The organism is Aeromonas sp. s12 (genome assembly GCF_040907925.1).
In the GTDB taxonomy this organism is placed as follows: Bacteria; Pseudomonadota; Gammaproteobacteria; order Enterobacterales; family Aeromonadaceae; genus Aeromonas; species Aeromonas veronii.
The window spans coordinates 36483-52124 of the sequence record NZ_JBFOCT010000037.1 but is presented as its reverse complement, the minus strand read 5'-3'; the positions used below and the strand labels follow the sequence as shown (position 1 = coordinate 52124).

The following is a 15642-nucleotide window of genomic DNA, read 5'->3' as shown; positions in this document are numbered from 1 at the left end:
ACCCGACTCATGCCCAACAAGCTGACAGAGCGACTGCGCGGCAGCCTCTCCACCCTGCTCTATTTTTTCAACACCCTCTTCTGGTTTGTCCCCATCTTTTCGCTGGGTCTGCTCAAGCTCCTGCTCCCCCTCAAGGGGTGGCGCACCCTCTGCAACTGGCTGCTCGATGGCTGTGCCAGCTGCTGGATCGGTTTCAACAATCTGATCCAGAAAACCATCATCAAAACCCCTTTCGAGGTGGTCGGAGTGGACAAAGGGCGCCGGAATGAGTGGTATATGGTGATTGCCAACCATCAATCCTGGGTCGACATACTGGTACTGCAGCGGGTTTTTAACCAAAAAATCCCCTTCCTGAAGTTTTTCCTCAAGAAAGAGCTGATTTGGGTACCTTTTCTCGGTCTGGCATGGTGGGCGCTCGACTTCCCCTTCATGCGGCGATATTCCAGAAAATTTCTGGAAAAACATCCCCATCTGAAGGGAAAAGACATTGAAACGACCCGTAAGGCCTGCGCCAGGTTCCGCCATATTCCGGTGAGTGTGATGAACTTCGTCGAAGGCACCCGCTTCACCGGCAGCAAGCATCAGAAGCAGGGCTCGCCCTATCGTCATCTGCTGCTCCCGAAAGCGGGGGGCATCGCCTTTACTCTGGCCGCCATGGGTGATCAGTTGCATCAATTGGTGGATGTCACCATCGCCTATCCGGACGGCATCCCCAGCTACTGGGACTTCATGTGTGGCCGGGTCGGGCAAATCAAGGTTCAGGTCCGCTATTTGCCGATCGACCGCAAGCTGGTGGGGGATTACTTCAATGACCCCGAGTTCCAACAAGAGTTTCAACAGTGGTTGAACGGGATCTGGCACGAAAAGGACCAGACCCTGAGCCAACTGCTGGCAACCAAGGCGCAGTAAACATTTATGCTATCCCTGCTTCCCGGCCCGCTGGTGCTGATCATCAGCGCGGGCCTGACCATCCTTTTCACCGCCTTGTGCGCCAGCCTGATCCTGCTGGTGTCGCTGGCCAAACTAGTACTGCCGATCCCGGCCTTTGGCCGCGCCTGCAGCCGCCTCAACAACCGCTTCATGCGTCTGTGGCTGGCCTGCAATGCGCTGGTGATCCGCCTCACCACCCGTATTGACTGGCAGGTGGAGGACAATACCAAGCTGCGCAAGGATGGCTGGTATCTCATCATCAGCAACCATATGAGCTGGACCGATATCGTGGTGCTCGGCCACCTGTTCCGCGATAGGCTGCCGGTGCCCAAGTTCTTCATGAAGCACGAGCTCATCTACATCCCGCTGTTGGGGCTCGCCTGCTGGGGGCTCGATATGCCCTTTATGCGCCGCTATTCGCGAGAATTTCTGTTAAGAAATCCCCATCTGCGCGGCAAAGATATAGAAACCACCCGCAACGCCTGCGAGAAGTTTCGCCACATCCCCACTACCGTCATCAACTTCGTGGAAGGAACCCGCTTCACCGAGCAGAAACGGGATGCGGCCCGCTCCCGCTATCGTCACCTGATGCCGCCCAAGGCGGCGGGGCTGGCCTTTACGCTGGCAGCCATGGGCGAGCAGTTCGACAGCCTGATCAACGTCACCATCCGCTATCCGGACAACGCCGAGACCCCGTTCAAGGACTTCCTGATGGGGCGGGTAAAACGCATTCAGGTGCGGATTGAGGAGCTGCCGGTGAATGAGCAGCTGATTGGAGATTACTTCAACGACAAGCAATTCAAGCGCGGTTTTCAGGAGTGGCTAAACCAGCGCTGGCAGGAGAAGGACGAGGTGCTGGAGGGGTGGCAGAGCGGTCAGGCGCCGCTGCCGGTTGCCGCCAAATCCGGGGATGAATCCAAAGAGAGTGCCGAGGCCAACTCGGCCAACTGATCTTCGGAAAAGACCACAATCCCGTGGCGGCGCAGCAGGGCAGTGGTCTTGCCCTCGCCCGCCACAGAAACCCCTTCAAAGCGGCCGTTATAGATACGGCCGCTGCCACATGAGGGGCTCCCCTCTTTCAGCAGGGCGAAGCGAATGCCCTGTGTCTGGCAGATTTCCAACGCCAGCTCGGCGCCGCGATCAAACTCTTCAGTCACATCCAGCCCGCTCGCCGTCACTACACGCTCGCCCTGCCGCTCGGCAGGAGGACGCGGGGTCGACAGACCGCCCGCCACTTCGGGGCAAAACGCCAGCGCCCGCCCCTCGGCACCCAGCTCACTCAGCCAGTCGCTGACGATCCCCTTGCTCTGACCGTCGTAACGCACCGGCTGACCCAGCAAGCAGGCACTCACCAGCACCTTGTGCACGCTGGTATCACTCATGCTTCCGCTCCATGCATCACTTGATCGAACATCACGCAGCAGGGGCTCTCCAGCCGGTAGAGGATGGCGGGACGCTGTTTGCCGGTGCGCTTGCGGCCGGTATCCACCAGAATGTCGGCGCGATGGATCCGCTTGCGAAATGCCGCCGTATTCATGGGTGTTTGCAGGATGATTTCAAAGGCGCGCTGCACCTCGGAGAGGGTGAACTCGGGCCCCAGCAGTTGCAGCGGCAGGGTGCTGTAGCGGCTCTTGATCCGCAGCCGCTCCAGCCCCTTGGCGATGAGCTGGACATGGTCGAAGGCGAGGCTCATGCCCGGCAGGGTCGAAACCGGATGCCAGCAACCGTGGCGGGTCTCCACTTCAGGCGCCACCAGACAGAGGTAAACCAGGGTAGTGGACCAGCCGCGGGGATCCCGTTCCAGATTGCCGAGGGTGCAGACCTGCTCGCTGTAGCAGTGACCGAGCCCCCACTCCGCCAGCAGACGGCGCTGGGCGGCATCCAGATCCCGATCCCGGGTCTCGTCGATACGCAGCGCCGGCAGTTGCCAGCAGTGGGCAAAGGGGGGGCGATCGCGGGTCTCGAGGAGCAGCTCGAGCCGCTCCTCATGCAACCGCAGCACCACCATATCCAGACTCATTCTCAGCATGCCGATCGCCCTGCTCGCCTTCCATTAATGTTTGGTAGATAATATCACACGAATAGTATGTGCAGGAGCCAATCATGGGAACCGTCGCCAGCCTGGATATTGATGCGCAGAAGGGCTTTACCCCCCTCTGCCCGAACGAACTGCCCGTCGCGGGCGGTGATGATATTGTGGCTGCGCTAAACGCTCAGGCCACCCTCGCCACGCTGCGGATCGGCAGCAAAGACTCTCACCCTGCCAATGCCGACTGGGCCGTCTCTGATCCCGCCGGCATGCTGCTGCCGCTGGATCTGCCCAACGCAGACCTCACCTGGCCGGTACACTGCGTTCCGGGCAGCAAGGGCTTCGAGCTGCTCGACGGCCTGCCCGCTCCCATCGACTATGACTTCTTCGTCTGGAAGGGGGTCGAACCGGATCTCCATCCCTACGGCACCTGCTTCCACGACCTGGCCGAACGGCGCAGCACCGGACTCATCGAATTCCTGCAAGCCCGCAAGGTCGATACCGTACTGGTCGGCGGTCTCGCCACCGACTACTGCGTCAAGACCAGCGTGCTGCAACTGCGCCGCGCCGGTTTCCGGGTGATCGTCCATCTCGATGCCTGCCGTGGCATCGCCCCCGCGACGGTTGCCAGCGCCCACACCCAGATGATCGAGGCAGGGGCCGAGCTGGCCCAGACCCTGATCGATGTACAACGCCTGCTGGACGCCTGATATGCCACCGATTCTTACCAGCCTGCTCGACACCGACGCCTGCACGTTACATATGCGGCAGGGGAGCTCCATCGTGCTCACCAGTCTGCGAGGAGCCTGATATGCCTCCAATCCTCACCAGCCTGCTCGACACCGATGCCTACAAGCTGCATATGCAGCAGGCGGTGTTCCATCGCTATCCTGATGCCGAGGTGGTGGCCGAGTTTCACAGCCGCAATGAAGAGGATCTGCTGCCCATGATGGGGCAGATCGAGGAGCAACTGCGCCTCGCCGGCTCCCTGCGACTGACCAGGCCAGAGCTCGATTTTCTGGCCGAGCGCCCCTTCTTCACCCCTGACTACCTCGACCACCTGCGCCGCAAGCCGCTCGACGCCTCGCTGCTTAAAGTGTTCGAGCAGGATGGCCGCATCAATGTGCGGGTCGAGGGCCCCTGGCAGGATGTGATCCTGTGGGAAATCCCGGTGCTCGCCATCATCAGCGAGATGCGCAACCGCTTCCGCTATCCCCAGTTCGGCGTCAGCCACGCACTGGAGCGGCTCGATCAGAAGATCGACAAGCTGGAGAAGGAGCTGAGCAGCGACGAGATGAGCGAGTTCAACCTCATCGACTTCGGCACCCGCCGCCGCTTCTCCCACGCGGTACAGGATGCGGTAGTGGGTCGCCTCAAGGAGCGGCTGCCGGCGTTTCGCGGCACCAGCAACTATATGCTGGCCCAGAAGTACAAGCTGCCCGCGGTCGGCACTCAGGCCCATGAGTGGTTCCAGGCGCACCAACAGCTCGGCTTCCCGCTGGAGCACAGCCAGCGCGCTGCCCTCACCAGCTGGCTGGACGAGTTCACCGACCATCTCGGCATCGCCCTGACCGACTGCATTACCATGGATGCCTTCCTGCGGGACTTCGATTTCGAGCTGGCCAGCAGCTATCAGGGCTTGCGCCACGACTCCGGCGATCCCGTAGTGTGGGGCGAGAAGGCGATCAGCCACTATCAGCGCCTCGGCATCGACCCCACCGACAAGACCCTGGTCTTCTCCGACGGGCTCAACCTCGACAAGGCGGTGCAGCTGTTCCGCCACTTCCGTGGCCGCATCAATACCAGCTTCGGCATCGGCACCAAGCTCACCTGCGATCTGCCCGGCGTCAGCCCGATGAACATCGTCTTCAAGCTGATCGAGTGCAATGGCGGCCCGGTTGCCAAGATCTCCGACAGCCCGGGCAAGACCCTCTGCCGGGATGCGGAGTTTATCCGCAACCTCAAACAGGCGTTCCACGTCGGGGTCTGACCTGCCAGATTGCCAGAAAACAAAAAGCCCGCCGGTTCACACCGGCGGGCTTTTTATCGACTCAAGGGGTATCAGTCTTTCTTGGCCAGCAGGAACTGCACCAGCTTGTTGAACTGCTCTTGAGAGGTGATGGATTCAATCTTCACCATGTACTTGCCGTTCACCAGGAAGGCCGGTACACCGCGAATGTTGTAGCTCTCGGTGTTGCGATCGAACTGGGAGACCATGCCGGAGACGGCGAAACTGTCGACGGCACCGTCGAACTCTTCAGCCGGTACGCCGTTGTCCACGAAGATCTTCTTCACGTCGTCACGGCTCATCGGCGGCTGACGCTGGGTGTGGATCTTGTTGAAGATGGCCGGGGTCAGCTTGGCTTCGGCATTGAGCAGGCTGGCAACGGCGTAGGCACGCTGCATCTCGGGGCCCATCTCGCGGCCGAGGAAAGCAACCGGGTTCTTCTTGAGGGGCACACCCTCTGGCAACCCGGCCTTCAACTGTTCAACGATCGGTTCGAAGGTAGCGCAGTGCGGGCAGTAGTAGGAGAAAAACTCCATTACTTCCGGCTGGGCACTGCCAGTCTGTTTGACCACATCGTAGTTGACGCCTTCCTTGAACTCGGGGGCGGCGTGAACCATGGGGATCATCAGCATGGCAGCAAGGAAAAATAGAACTTTTTTCATGATGTTTCCTGTTAAGGGATCACTGTGAGGCACGCCCGGCGAACCGAAGCAGTGCCAAGCCTATTGTTTCGCCATGCTGACGTCAATGGTCAGGGCCGGAGATCGAGTCCCCCTTGCCGTACAAGATCCCTTCTATTTCACCAGTTTGGCATCAGACTCAACGGCGGCGCCTTGAGTGCCTCCAGCTGATCGTGCAGTGTCGCTATCTGTTGACGCCAGTAGTGATCGGTATTGAACCAGGGGAAGTGACGGGGGAAGGCGGGATCTTCCCAGCGCCGCGCCAGCCACGCCATGTAGTGAACGATGCGCATCGCCCGCAGCGGCTCGATCAGCGCCAGCTCCCGCGAGTCGAACTCCATAAACTCCTCGTAGCCCGCCAGCAGGGTATCGAGCTGGATCTGCTGCTCGTGGCGCTCGCCGCTGAGCATCATCCAGAGATCCTGAATCGCGGGGCCGGTGCGGCAATCATCGAGGTCGACAAACATGGGGCCATCGCGCCACAGGATGTTGCCCGGGTGGCAATCGCCATGCAGGGAGATCTGCGCCACATCCTGGGTCATGGCGTCGCTGACATGTTTAATCAGCTCGTCCAGCACCCCGAAGAATTGCTTCGCCAGCCCGCTTGGCAGCCATTCGCCAGACGCCAGCAGCTGACGCGGTTCATGCAGCATGCTCTCCACATCGAGTCGCACCCGATGGTGGAACGGCTTGCTGGCGCCGATCTGATGAATGCGGCCGAGGAAACGCCCCACCCACTCAAGCTGGTCGAGATTATCCACCTCGAACTGGCGGCCACCGACGCTCTGCCAGATGGCAAAGGGGTAGCCCTCGTGCTCCAGCAGGGTCTCTCCCGCGAAGGCGAGCGGCGCGGCGACCGGGATCTCAGCCTCTGCGAGACGGGTGGCAAACTCGTGCTCCTCGAGGATCTGGGCTCGACTCCAGCGGCCGGGACGGTAGAACTTCACCACATAGCGGCGACGATCCTCATCCTGAAACTGGTAGACCCGGTTTTCGTAGCTGTTGAGCTCGATAAGGCCGGAGTCGAGCCGCAGGCCACTGAGATCGAGCGCATCCATGATGAGGTCGGGATTGAGGTCGGAATAGTTGAAACGCATGTCATCCACCATAAGAAAGGGGCGCCGTTGCGCCCCATTCTATCACTACTACCCGCCATTGCCGTGCTCGCTGGTGACCGGACTGGTGTCACGCCCGGCCCGCAACCACACGCAGTTACAACCGGCTGATAAACTTGCTGCCCTGGCGCAGGTTGCCCTTGCTGTCATCGGGCGCCGCCCCCTCCCGTTTCAGCACGAACTGGATATCCAGCGCCGGCCGTTTCAGGTTGTAGGGATCGACCGCCAGACTGACCGGCAGGGTGTAGATCTCGCCCGCCTTCAGGGTCACTTCACGGGGGCCGAACCACTGATACTCGGGCAAGCCCTCCACATCCAGCTGGTAGGTCTGGGACTGCAGGGTCTTGTTGAGGATCTTGAGGGTGTAGGTGTTCTCAATCAGCCCCTCGCTATTTTCGCGGAACAGCTGGTTGCGATCCCGCAAGATATCGAGCCCCATCGGCATGATGGACATGGCGTTGTAGACAAATACCCCCAGCATCACCGCCATCACCAGCCCGTAACCAATCAGCTTCGGCCGCGCCACATGGGTCGAGTCGTTGGCCAGCTTGTGCTCTGTGGTGTAGCTGATGAGCCCTTTCGGGTAGCCCATCCGCTCCATGGTCTGGTCGCAGGCATCGACGCAGGCGCCGCAGTTGATGCACTCATACTGCAGGCCGTCGCGGATATCGATACCGGTCGGGCAGACCTGCACGCAGAGATCGCAGTCGATACAGTCGCCCAGCCCCATCGCCTTGGGATCCGCCTTGCGGGAGCGGGCGCCACGGGTCTCGCCACGCTTGGTGTCATAGCCGACGATGAAGGTGTCCTTGTCGAACATGGCGGACTGGAAGCGGGCATAGGGGCACATATGGATACACATGATGGCACGCATCCAGCCCGCGTTGCCGTAGGTGATGATGGTGAAGAAGATCACCCAGAACAGCACCCATCCGCTGGCCTGCAGGGTGAAGAGGTCCGGCACCAGTTCAGTCACATCCTGGAAGTAGGCGACGAAGGTCAGGCCGGTCACCAGCGAGATCGCCAGCCAGGCCAGATGCTTGGCCCCCTTGCGGGCCAGCTTCTCGCCGCTCCAGGGCGCCTCGTCCAGCTTGCGCCGCTTGTTGGCGGGCCCTTCCAGCTTCTCTTCAAACCAGATGAACATGAAGGTCCAGACAGTCTGCGGGCAGAGATAGCCACACCAGACCCGACCGAGGAAGGTGGTAATAAAGAAGAGTCCGAAGGCGGCGATCATGAAGAGCCAGGCGAGCAGGGTCAGATCCTGCGGCCAGATGGTGGCGCCAAATATATGGAACTGCTGGTGACCGAGGTCGAACAGCACCGCCTGTCGCCCGTCGTAACGCAGCCAGGGCAGCAGCACGAACAGCGCCACAAAGAACCAGCCCATGGCCTTGCGCATCCGCTGCCAATACCCTTTCTGGGCCCGCACATAGATGCGGTTGCCCGGATTGAATCTGTCGTCGCTGGCTTTGAACGTATTGGGGTTGAAGGTCCCGGTTACGCCCTTGTCGGTGACGTCCTTGATATCGATTTTATCGTGGTCGGCCATTGCAAGACATCGCTCCCTTAATTGTTATGGCGCGGATTATATCTTAAACAACCTGCTAACCGTGTGGATTAGATGTATCTAATGTTGGCGTTGGATCGCAAATTTCATTAACAAAAAAGGCGTTTCGCCTGTTGACGAAACACCTTTTTTAGATTCCATTGAGGCCTTTCTGATGCGACCGGCTAAATGGCTTATTTGATACCGCGCGCCTTGAGCAGCGCCTCTTTGAAATCGGGCACATGATCCTTGGCCAGACCCGGGATCATCGCCTGCTTGTCGGATTCCCGCATCTTGAGGTGATAGATCAGCATGTCGTCGGTCAGCTCGGACAGAGGCCCTTCAAATCCCGCTTCTTGGGCCAGTTTGGCAACAAACTGCACCAGGCTGAGATCCTGTTCCTTGATCCAGGCAGGCTGCAACAACTCCAGCAGCTCTTCGATACGATGACATTGCATAGACAACCTCTTTAATCTGTCACGTTAAATTCAGGCAACCTTACCCATCAAGGCTACTTCGATTCGATCCCGCCCATTATGCTTGGCCTGATACAGGGCCGCATCCGCTTTTTGGATCAAATCGGCGATTTTCATGCTGTTGTCCGGTATCAGTGTCGCAACACCAAAACTACATGTGACCCGACCGGAGACCAGTGACTTCTGGTGCGGGATGGCCAGCTCCTTGAGCGCCTGCCGCACATTGTCGGCCACCTGCAGTGCCCCCTGCATGCCGGTGCAGGGCAGCAGCAAGGCGAACTCTTCGCCCCCGTAACGGGCCGCCAGATCATCCTCGCGCCGCTCCACTTCGGCCAGCAATCCAGCCACCTGTTGCAGGCAGTCATCCCCCAGCTGATGGCCGTAGAGATCGTTGAACTGCTTGAAGTAATCCACATCCACCAGCACCAGCGACAACGGCGCCCGGGCGCGGTGACAGCGCCGCCAGGCCCGCTCCAGAGAGTCGTCGAGATGGGCGCGGTTGGCGATGCCGGTCAGGCCGTCGAGGCGAGAGGTGAGACGCAAATGCTCGGAGACCGCCTTCAGTTCGGCCACCAGTTCGGCGTTGGAGAAACGGTGGTGGAGCGAGGCGATCTGATCCCGCCGCATCCGGCGGAGCAGGGTCGGCAGAAAGACAAACAGATAACCCGCCAGCATGCAGGAGACAATCCGTTCCTGCTCGTTGCCATTGCCCAGCTCGAACAGCATCGCCATACCCAGTGGCAGAGCGGAACCATAGAGGGTGCGGCGGCTGCCAAACAGCATGATGGCGCTGCCGGTAAGAATGAGGCTGGAGAGCATCATCATGGCGGCCCGGTAGGTATCGGGCAGCTTGTCCATGTAGAGCAGCACCCCGAGAGCCCAGATGATGGAGGTGATGGTGGCTCCGATAAAGAGCTCCCGCTCCAGCACCGGCAACGGTGTCTGGTGCAGGCGGGCTCGGCGCCAGCGCAGGTGCCAGCCCCGACCAAGCAGCCACAGAAAAGTGCCTGCCAGCCAACCGAGCGCTTCGATAGCGGGTAGATAGTCGTGAAACAGCAGACTCCAGCCAAATGCCAACACGCCCAAACAGGGGAGACTGAACGATGCATGGGTATAGAGCTGGGCCATAATGGCCTGCTTAACCTGGCGTGTCACACTCTGGGTCAACTGAGTACTCCTGTACAAGAGCCGAGCAGTCTACCATTACCCCCTGACCCGCAACAATAAAGCGCCGCTTATTAAGAAGTTAATCAATCAACAACGATTTCTTCTGCACTGGCAGGTGAGTCCTTGCTCACCCCTTCTCCAATTCGTCGAGGATCGGGCACTCGGGATTTTCATCCCCGTGGCAGCAGCAAACCAACCCTTCCAGTGAGGTAAGCATGGCCTGCAAACCGGCAATGCGGGCGCGCAGATCGACGATCTTCTCCTGCGCCAGCTTCTTCACCTGGGCGCTGGTTCTGTGTTCGTCCCGATAGAGCGCCAGCAGCTCCTGACACTCCTCCAGATTGAAGCCGGTCTCCCGCGCCCGTTTGACGAAACGCAGCTCACGCAGCGCCCCCTCGGTGTAACTGCGATAACCGTTGTCACTGCGTACCGGGGCTGTGATGAGGCCAATGCTCTCGTAATAACGGATGGTCTTGGCGGTCAGCCCCGTGGCCTTGGCAACCTTGCTGATGTTCATTTATGCCTCCTTACTGATCGGGTTGGATGCTGGCACGTGCGCCGCCCTGGGCTGCCAGCGTTTCAATAACAGGGAATTGCTCAATACTGTGATGCTGCTCAGGGCCATGGCCGCCCCCGCCAGCTCGGGGCTCAGGTAGCCCAGCGCCGCCAGCGGAATGCCGATGATGTTGAATACGAAGGCCCAGAACAGATTCTGCTGTATGGTGCGCCAGGTGGCCGCCGAGATATCGATGGCATCGGCCACCAGCCGCGGGTCGGATCGCATCAGGGTGATGGCGGCGGTCTCCATCGCCACGTCGGAGCCGGAGCCCATGGCGATGCCGACGTCCGCCGCCGCCAGCGCCGGGGCATCGTTCACCCCGTCCCCCACCATGGCCACCAGCCCGCGGGTTTGCGCCCGCAGCGCCTCCACTTTCTCCACCTTGCCCGCTGGCAGCACGGAGTCAAAGGCCCCGTCCAGCCCCAGCTTGGCGGCAATATGGGCCACCGGCGCCGGTGCATCGCCACTCACCAGCCAGCTGGCGATACCGCGCTGGCGCAGGGTGGCGATGGCTTCCGGGCTCTCGGGGCGCAGGGTATCGGCCAGTGCGGCGATACCAGCCACCGTGCCGTCGATGGCCACCCAAACCCGGGTCGCGCCATCGGCGGCTTGTTCATCCTGTTGCGGCGGTTCAATCCCGAGCTGGGCCAGCAGGGAGCCATTACCGATGGCGACTGTGTGACCCGCTACCTGACCGACAATACCGGCCCCGACCCGCACTTCCACCGCCTCCGGCTGGGGCAGCGTAGCCTCTTTGCCGACCGCCTCGCGCATGGCCAGCGCCAGCGGGTGTTCACTCGCCTGCTGCAGGGCGGCAGCGAGGCGCAGTTGCTCGTCGTTGCCGCTCCAGCTGGCCAGCACCGGCCGCCCCTGGGTCAGGGTACCAGTCTTGTCGAAGATGAGCGCCTTGATGGCGTGGGCCTTCTGCAGGGTATCGACATCCTTGATCAGAATACCGTGGCGCGCCGCTACCCCGGTGCCAGTGACGATGGCGGCCGGGGTCGCCAACCCGAGGGCGCAGGGACAGGCGATCACCAGCACCGCCACCGCTGCCAGCAGCGCCTGACCGAAGTCATTGCTGATGGCGTACCACACCAGCAGGGTGAACAGAGCGATGACCATCACCACCGGCACAAACACGGCGGAGACCTTGTCCACCAACTGTTGCAGCGGCGCCTTGCCCATCTGGGCACTCTCCACCAGTGCGATGATCTTGCTGAGACTGGAGTCCTCCCCCACGGTAGTGGCTTCAATCTCCAGCACGCCGGAGCGGTTGATAGCGCCGCCCAGCACCTTGTCGCCCACACTGCGCGGCACCGGCAGGCTCTCACCGGTGAGGATCGACTCGTCCAGCTCGCTGGCGCCGCTCACTATTCTGCCATCCACCGGCACCCGCTCACCCACCAGCACCCGCAGCCGATCGCCGCGCAGCACCTCGTCGATGGCGACGCTTTGCCAGTTCTCGCCACGCCAGACGGTGGCGGTTTCCGGCCGCAGCGCCATCAGTTCGCGAATGGCGGACTGGGTGCTGCGGCGGGCTCTCGCCTCCAGCAGTTTTCCCAACGAAATCAGGGTAATGATGATGGCGCTCGCCTCGAAATAGAGCTTGCCGCTGGCGGCCATCCCCAACGTCAGCAGCAGATAGAGGCTGTAGAAGTAGGCGGCGCTGGTACCGGTGGCCACCAGCACATCCATATTGGCTGCGCGATTCTTGATGGCAAGCCAGGCGCCGCGATAGAAACGGGCCCCGATCCAGAACTGCACCGGGGTGGCGAACACCAGCTCCAGCCAGGCGGGTAGATGCCAGGGGAACAGTCCGGCCATGGCCAGCATCCCCACCAGCAGCGGCAACGTCAGCAAAGCCGAGACGATGACCCGGGTTTGAGCCTGACGGGCTGTGGCGGCCTCCTGCGCTTCCCGCTCCAGCAACTGCTGGCGGCGGCCGCTGGCCGAGCCTTGTGCCAGCTGGGCGCCAAAGCCGAGCGCTTCGATCTGCTCGCGCAAAGCGGCGGGCGTCTGCATCCCGGGGACCAGCACGATACGGGCCTGTTCGATAGAGAAATTGACCTCGGCCGAGATAACGCCGGGCAGCGCGGCCAGCATCTTGTTCAACCGAGCCGAACAACCGGCACAAGTCATGCCGGTAATTTGGAACAAAAAGGTCTCGCTGCCGTAGTCGTAACCCTGACTCTTGATGCTGTCGAGCACCGCAGGCAGGCGATCGGGGCTGGCCAGCTCGATGGCCGCCTGCTCCAGCGCGAAGTTGACGGTGGCCGATACCCCGTCGAGTTTGTTGAGACTGGCCGCGATACGGCCTGCGCAGTTGGCGCAGCTCATGCCGCTGAGCGGCAACTGCAGATGAATGGGTGATTGAAGATGAGTGGTCATGTTGTTCCTCCCCGGAACCCGTCGGCACAACAAAACGCCGACTGGCAAACCATAACCTTTACTGTAAGGGTAAACTCAAGCCACATGATCCACTTTTTGCAGATGAAAAAACGGCGCCCGTTTGCTGCCAGAGAGCCAACGGGCGCCGCCTTCAACTATTGTGCGGTGTGAACTGCGACTCAGATACCGTACTGGGCGCGGTAAGCCTTCATGGCCGCCAGTTGCGCCGCCAGCTCCGGCTGCTCGGCCTGCTTCTCTTCCAGATACTGGATCAGGTCGCTCATCTGGATGATGGCGATAATGTGGGCGCCGTAGTCACGCTCCACCTCCTGAATGGCGGAGAGCTCGCCCTTGCCCTTCTCCTGACGATCCAGCGCGATCAGCACGCCGGCCAGCGAGGCGCCGTTGGCCTGGATCAGATCCATGGATTCACGGATGGCTGTGCCGGCAGTGATAACGTCGTCCACCAGCATGATGCGACCCTTGAGCGGGCTGCCCACCAGATTGCCGCCCTCGCCGTGATCCTTGGCCTCCTTGCGGTTGAAGCACCAGGGCACATCCACATCGTGCTGCTCCACCAGCTGCACGGCGGTGGCGGAGGCGATGGGGATCCCCTTGTAGGCCGGGCCAAACAGCACATCAAACTCGATGCCGGCATCCATCAGAGCAGCGGCATAGAAGCGGCCGAGACGGGCCAGATCGCGGCCGCTGTTGAACAGACCGGCGTTGAAGAAGTAGGGGCTTTTACGACCGGATTTCAGGGTAAATTCACCGAATTTGAGGACCTGTTTCTCCAGGGCGAACTCGATAAATTGACGCTGGTAGGCTTTCATTCTGGCTCCTTGCTTGGCTTGTCGTTGTCTTGTGTGGGGGTATAAAAAAACGCGGTCAATGCCGCGTTTTTAAAATCAGGAGAGCGACTGCTTCTGCAGCGCAATGATGTCGGCGATGCCGCCCTTGGCGAGCGCCAGCATCTCCAGCAGCTCTTCATGGGTGAAGGGCTCGGCCTCCGCGGTGCCCTGCACCTCGATGATGCGACCATCTTCGGTCATCACCACGTTCATGTCGGTCTCGGCGGCGGAGTCTTCGATGTACTCCAGATCGCAGATGGCTTCGCCCTGATACATGCCGACGGAGACGGCGGCGATCATCTGCTTGAGCGGGCTTTGCTTGATCATCCCCTTCTCGACCATCCAGTTCAGCGCATCCACCAGCGCCACGCAGGCACCGGTAATGGAAGCGGTACGGGTGCCGCCATCGGCTTGCAGCACGTCACAGTCAACTGTGATGGAGTGCTCGCCCAGCGCAGTCAGGTCTACCGCAGCGCGCAGGGAGCGGGCGATCAGACGGGAGATCTCCAGAGTACGGCCACTCTGCTTGCCGGAGGCCGCTTCGCGGTTCATCCGGGAGTGGGTGGAGCGCGGCAGCATGCCGTATTCGGCAGTCACCCAGCCCTGATTTTTCCCTTTCAGGAAGCGCGGCACGCTGGTGTCAACGCTGGCGGTGCAGAGCACGCGAGTGTTACCGAACTCCACCAGCACTGAGCCTTCTGCATGTTTGGTGAAATTGCGGGTAATGGTAACCGGGCGAAGTTGCGCGGCACTGCGATCGCTTGGACGTGACATGGAACGGACCTCTGGGCTGGCTCAAATTGGCGGGGGATTATAAGTGATCCCGCCCCAAATATCAGCCGCTAAAACCACGGCATCGGCTGACGAGCAGGGCCGGGCTGAGTATACTGGCCGCACACTTCATCAAGCCCGGAACAATCAATGATTCACAGCATGACCGCCTACGCCCGCAAGGAATTCAAGGGCGACTGGGGCACAGCCGTTTGGGAAATTCGTTCGGTAAACCAGCGCTATCTGGAAACCTACATTCGCCTGCCGGAGCAACTGCGCAGCCTGGAGCCGGTACTGCGTGAGCGTTTCCGCGCCAAGCTGCAGCGCGGCAAGGTGGAGTGCAACCTGCGTTTTGAAGCCGCTCAGGCCGCAGCCAGCCAGCTGCACATCAATGAAGAGCTGGCCAAGCTCATCATCGACAGCGCCAACTGGGTAATGAAAGAGGCGGGCCAGGGCCAGCTCAACCCGGTCGACGTGCTGCGCTGGCCAGGCGTCATGGCCGCCGCCGAGCAGGACATGGACGCGGTCGCCACCGAGCTGCTCGGCGGCTTTGACCAGACCATGGAAGATTTTCTCGCCTCCCGCGCCAGCGAAGGGGCCAACCTCAAGGCGCTGATCGAGCAGCGTCTGGCCGGTATTCAGGTGGAAGTGAAGAAGGTGCGCGTCCACCTGCCGCAGATCATCGAGTGGCAGCGCCAGAAGCTCACCGACCGTCTGGCCGAAGCCAAGGTGGAGCTGGATCCGGCCCGCATCGAGCAGGAGATCGTGCTGCTGGCCCAGAAGATTGACGTGGCCGAAGAGCTGGATCGCCTGGAGATGCACATCAGCGAAACCAACAAGATCATGAAGAAAGGTGGCGCCTGTGGCCGTCGTCTCGACTTTATGATGCAGGAGTTCAACCGCGAGTCGAACACGCTTGGTTCAAAGTCGATCAACGCCGAAGTGACCCAGTCGGCCGTCGAGCTGAAGGTCCTCATCGAGCAGATGCGCGAGCAGATCCAGAACATAGAATGATGTTTTTGGCCGTTTCAGGCTGTTTCACATGACTCGCAAACCCCTGATTTTCAGGGGTTTGTTGTTTTTGTGTGATTTGAACTGTCCGTAGCTGTCCTGATAAAGTGG

The 15642-nt window shown here is 60.8% G+C and carries 16 protein-coding genes; 5 read left to right on the top strand and 11 right to left on the bottom strand.

Going from position 1 to position 15642, the window contains the following annotated elements; translation table 11 throughout:
- The first annotated feature begins 9 nt into the window (after positions 1-9).
- Both AB5Y67_RS19350 and AB5Y67_RS19345 read left to right on the top strand, forming a co-directional pair.
- Positions 10-909, top strand: coding sequence for an acyltransferase (locus AB5Y67_RS19350; protein WP_043823224.1), 900 nt, complete (start codon positions 10-12; stop codon positions 907-909).
- A gap of 6 nt (positions 910-915) precedes the next feature.
- Positions 916-1881, top strand: coding sequence for an acyltransferase (locus AB5Y67_RS19345; protein ID WP_064338984.1), 966 nt, complete (start codon positions 916-918; stop codon positions 1879-1881).
- On the opposite strand, the gene AB5Y67_RS19340 is transcribed toward AB5Y67_RS19345, so the two are convergent.
- Together AB5Y67_RS19340 and AB5Y67_RS19335 are read right to left on the bottom strand one after the other, a co-directional pair.
- Positions 1806-2312, bottom strand: a complete 507-nt coding sequence (locus AB5Y67_RS19340; RefSeq protein WP_199427676.1) for a DUF523 domain-containing protein — start codon at positions 2310-2312, stop codon at positions 1806-1808. The genes AB5Y67_RS19345 and AB5Y67_RS19340 overlap by 76 nt on opposite strands.
- Positions 2309-2959 (bottom strand): hypothetical protein, encoded by a 651-nt coding sequence (locus AB5Y67_RS19335; protein WP_064338986.1) that lies wholly within the window; start codon positions 2957-2959, stop codon positions 2309-2311. Before AB5Y67_RS19335 ends, AB5Y67_RS19340 begins: the two co-directional genes overlap by 4 nt.
- Before the next feature lie 74 nt (positions 2960-3033).
- Between AB5Y67_RS19335 and AB5Y67_RS19330 the strand changes: the two genes are divergently transcribed.
- Entirely contained in the window at positions 3034-3669 is a 636-nt protein-coding gene (locus AB5Y67_RS19330; protein ID WP_005357452.1) for a nicotinamidase, read from the top strand.
- A gap of 101 nt (positions 3670-3770) precedes the next feature.
- Positions 3771-4949, top strand: a complete 1179-nt coding sequence (pncB, locus tag AB5Y67_RS19325; RefSeq protein WP_005342020.1) for a nicotinate phosphoribosyltransferase — start codon at positions 3771-3773, stop codon at positions 4947-4949.
- A gap of 71 nt (positions 4950-5020) precedes the next feature.
- Here pncB and AB5Y67_RS19320 read toward each other — a convergent pair whose 3' ends face one another.
- From AB5Y67_RS19320 to rph, 9 genes are all read right to left on the bottom strand, one after another.
- A complete protein-coding gene (locus AB5Y67_RS19320) occupies positions 5021-5629 on the bottom strand; it encodes a thiol:disulfide interchange protein DsbA/DsbL (protein ID WP_005356138.1) in 609 nt (202 codons plus the stop codon).
- A 137-nt stretch (positions 5630-5766) separates the two neighbouring features.
- The gene (locus tag AB5Y67_RS19315; protein ID WP_064338987.1) at positions 5767-6756 is read right to left on the bottom strand and encodes a serine/threonine protein kinase; all 990 of its coding nucleotides are present in this window, start codon (positions 6754-6756) and stop codon (positions 5767-5769) included.
- Between the two features lie 103 nt (positions 6757-6859).
- The gene (gene ccoG, locus AB5Y67_RS19310; RefSeq protein ID WP_005357450.1) at positions 6860-8311 is read right to left on the bottom strand and encodes a cytochrome c oxidase accessory protein CcoG; all 1452 of its coding nucleotides are present in this window, start codon (positions 8309-8311) and stop codon (positions 6860-6862) included.
- Between the two features lie 191 nt (positions 8312-8502).
- Positions 8503-8766: a YihD family protein gene (locus AB5Y67_RS19305; RefSeq protein WP_005339598.1), complete on the bottom strand. Its 264-nt coding sequence runs from the start codon at positions 8764-8766 to the stop codon at positions 8503-8505.
- A 30-nt stretch (positions 8767-8796) separates the two neighbouring features.
- Positions 8797-9951, bottom strand: coding sequence for a GGDEF domain-containing protein (locus AB5Y67_RS19300; RefSeq protein ID WP_005339596.1), 1155 nt, complete (start codon positions 9949-9951; stop codon positions 8797-8799).
- Between the two features lie 127 nt (positions 9952-10078).
- Positions 10079-10468 carry a Cu(I)-responsive transcriptional regulator gene (gene cueR / locus AB5Y67_RS19295; protein WP_005356117.1) on the bottom strand — a complete coding sequence of 130 codons (390 nt, stop codon included), beginning with the start codon at positions 10466-10468 and terminating at the stop codon, positions 10079-10081.
- Complete coding sequence (locus AB5Y67_RS19290) at positions 10469-12898, bottom strand: heavy metal translocating P-type ATPase (protein ID WP_199427675.1); 2430 nt, start codon at positions 12896-12898, stop codon at positions 10469-10471. It abuts the gene before it with no gap.
- A 179-nt stretch (positions 12899-13077) separates the two neighbouring features.
- Positions 13078-13731, bottom strand: coding sequence for an orotate phosphoribosyltransferase (gene pyrE / locus AB5Y67_RS19285; protein ID WP_010676102.1), 654 nt, complete (start codon positions 13729-13731; stop codon positions 13078-13080).
- A 75-nt stretch (positions 13732-13806) separates the two neighbouring features.
- Entirely contained in the window at positions 13807-14523 is a 717-nt protein-coding gene (gene rph, locus AB5Y67_RS19280) for a ribonuclease PH (RefSeq protein ID WP_005339589.1), read from the bottom strand.
- Positions 14524-14670: 147 nt separating this feature from the next.
- Between rph and AB5Y67_RS19275 the strand changes: the two genes are divergently transcribed.
- A complete protein-coding gene (locus tag AB5Y67_RS19275; protein WP_042055361.1) occupies positions 14671-15534 on the top strand; it encodes a YicC/YloC family endoribonuclease in 864 nt (287 codons plus the stop codon).
- Positions 15535-15642 lie beyond the last annotated feature (108 nt).

What these genes read in the sequence shown, in the direction of transcription:
- AB5Y67_RS19350 (WP_043823224.1), top strand. Translation starts at nt 10, where the DNA reads ATGCCCAACAAGCTGACAGAGCGACTGCGCGGCAGCCTCTCCACCCTG.
- AB5Y67_RS19345 (WP_064338984.1), top strand. Translation starts at nt 916, where the DNA reads ATGCTATCCCTGCTTCCCGGCCCGCTGGTGCTGATCATCAGCGCGGGC.
- AB5Y67_RS19340 (WP_199427676.1), bottom strand. Translation starts at nt 2,312, where the DNA reads ATGAGTGATACCAGCGTGCACAAGGTGCTGGTGAGTGCCTGCTTGCTG.
- AB5Y67_RS19335 (WP_064338986.1), bottom strand. Translation starts at nt 2,959, where the DNA reads ATGCTGAGAATGAGTCTGGATATGGTGGTGCTGCGGTTGCATGAGGAG.
- AB5Y67_RS19330 (WP_005357452.1), top strand. Translation starts at nt 3,034, where the DNA reads ATGGGAACCGTCGCCAGCCTGGATATTGATGCGCAGAAGGGCTTTACC.
- pncB (WP_005342020.1), top strand. Translation starts at nt 3,771, where the DNA reads ATGCCTCCAATCCTCACCAGCCTGCTCGACACCGATGCCTACAAGCTG.
- AB5Y67_RS19320 (WP_005356138.1), bottom strand. Translation starts at nt 5,629, where the DNA reads ATGAAAAAAGTTCTATTTTTCCTTGCTGCCATGCTGATGATCCCCATG.
- AB5Y67_RS19315 (WP_064338987.1), bottom strand. Translation starts at nt 6,756, where the DNA reads ATGGTGGATGACATGCGTTTCAACTATTCCGACCTCAATCCCGACCTC.
- ccoG (WP_005357450.1), bottom strand. Translation starts at nt 8,311, where the DNA reads ATGGCCGACCACGATAAAATCGATATCAAGGACGTCACCGACAAGGGC.
- AB5Y67_RS19305 (WP_005339598.1), bottom strand. Translation starts at nt 8,766, where the DNA reads ATGCAATGTCATCGTATCGAAGAGCTGCTGGAGTTGTTGCAGCCTGCC.
- cueR (WP_005356117.1), bottom strand. Translation starts at nt 10,468, where the DNA reads ATGAACATCAGCAAGGTTGCCAAGGCCACGGGGCTGACCGCCAAGACC.
- AB5Y67_RS19290 (WP_199427675.1), bottom strand. Translation starts at nt 12,898, where the DNA reads ATGACCACTCATCTTCAATCACCCATTCATCTGCAGTTGCCGCTCAGC.
- pyrE (WP_010676102.1), bottom strand. Translation starts at nt 13,731, where the DNA reads ATGAAAGCCTACCAGCGTCAATTTATCGAGTTCGCCCTGGAGAAACAG.
- rph (WP_005339589.1), bottom strand. Translation starts at nt 14,523, where the DNA reads ATGTCACGTCCAAGCGATCGCAGTGCCGCGCAACTTCGCCCGGTTACC.
- AB5Y67_RS19275 (WP_042055361.1), top strand. Translation starts at nt 14,671, where the DNA reads ATGATTCACAGCATGACCGCCTACGCCCGCAAGGAATTCAAGGGCGAC.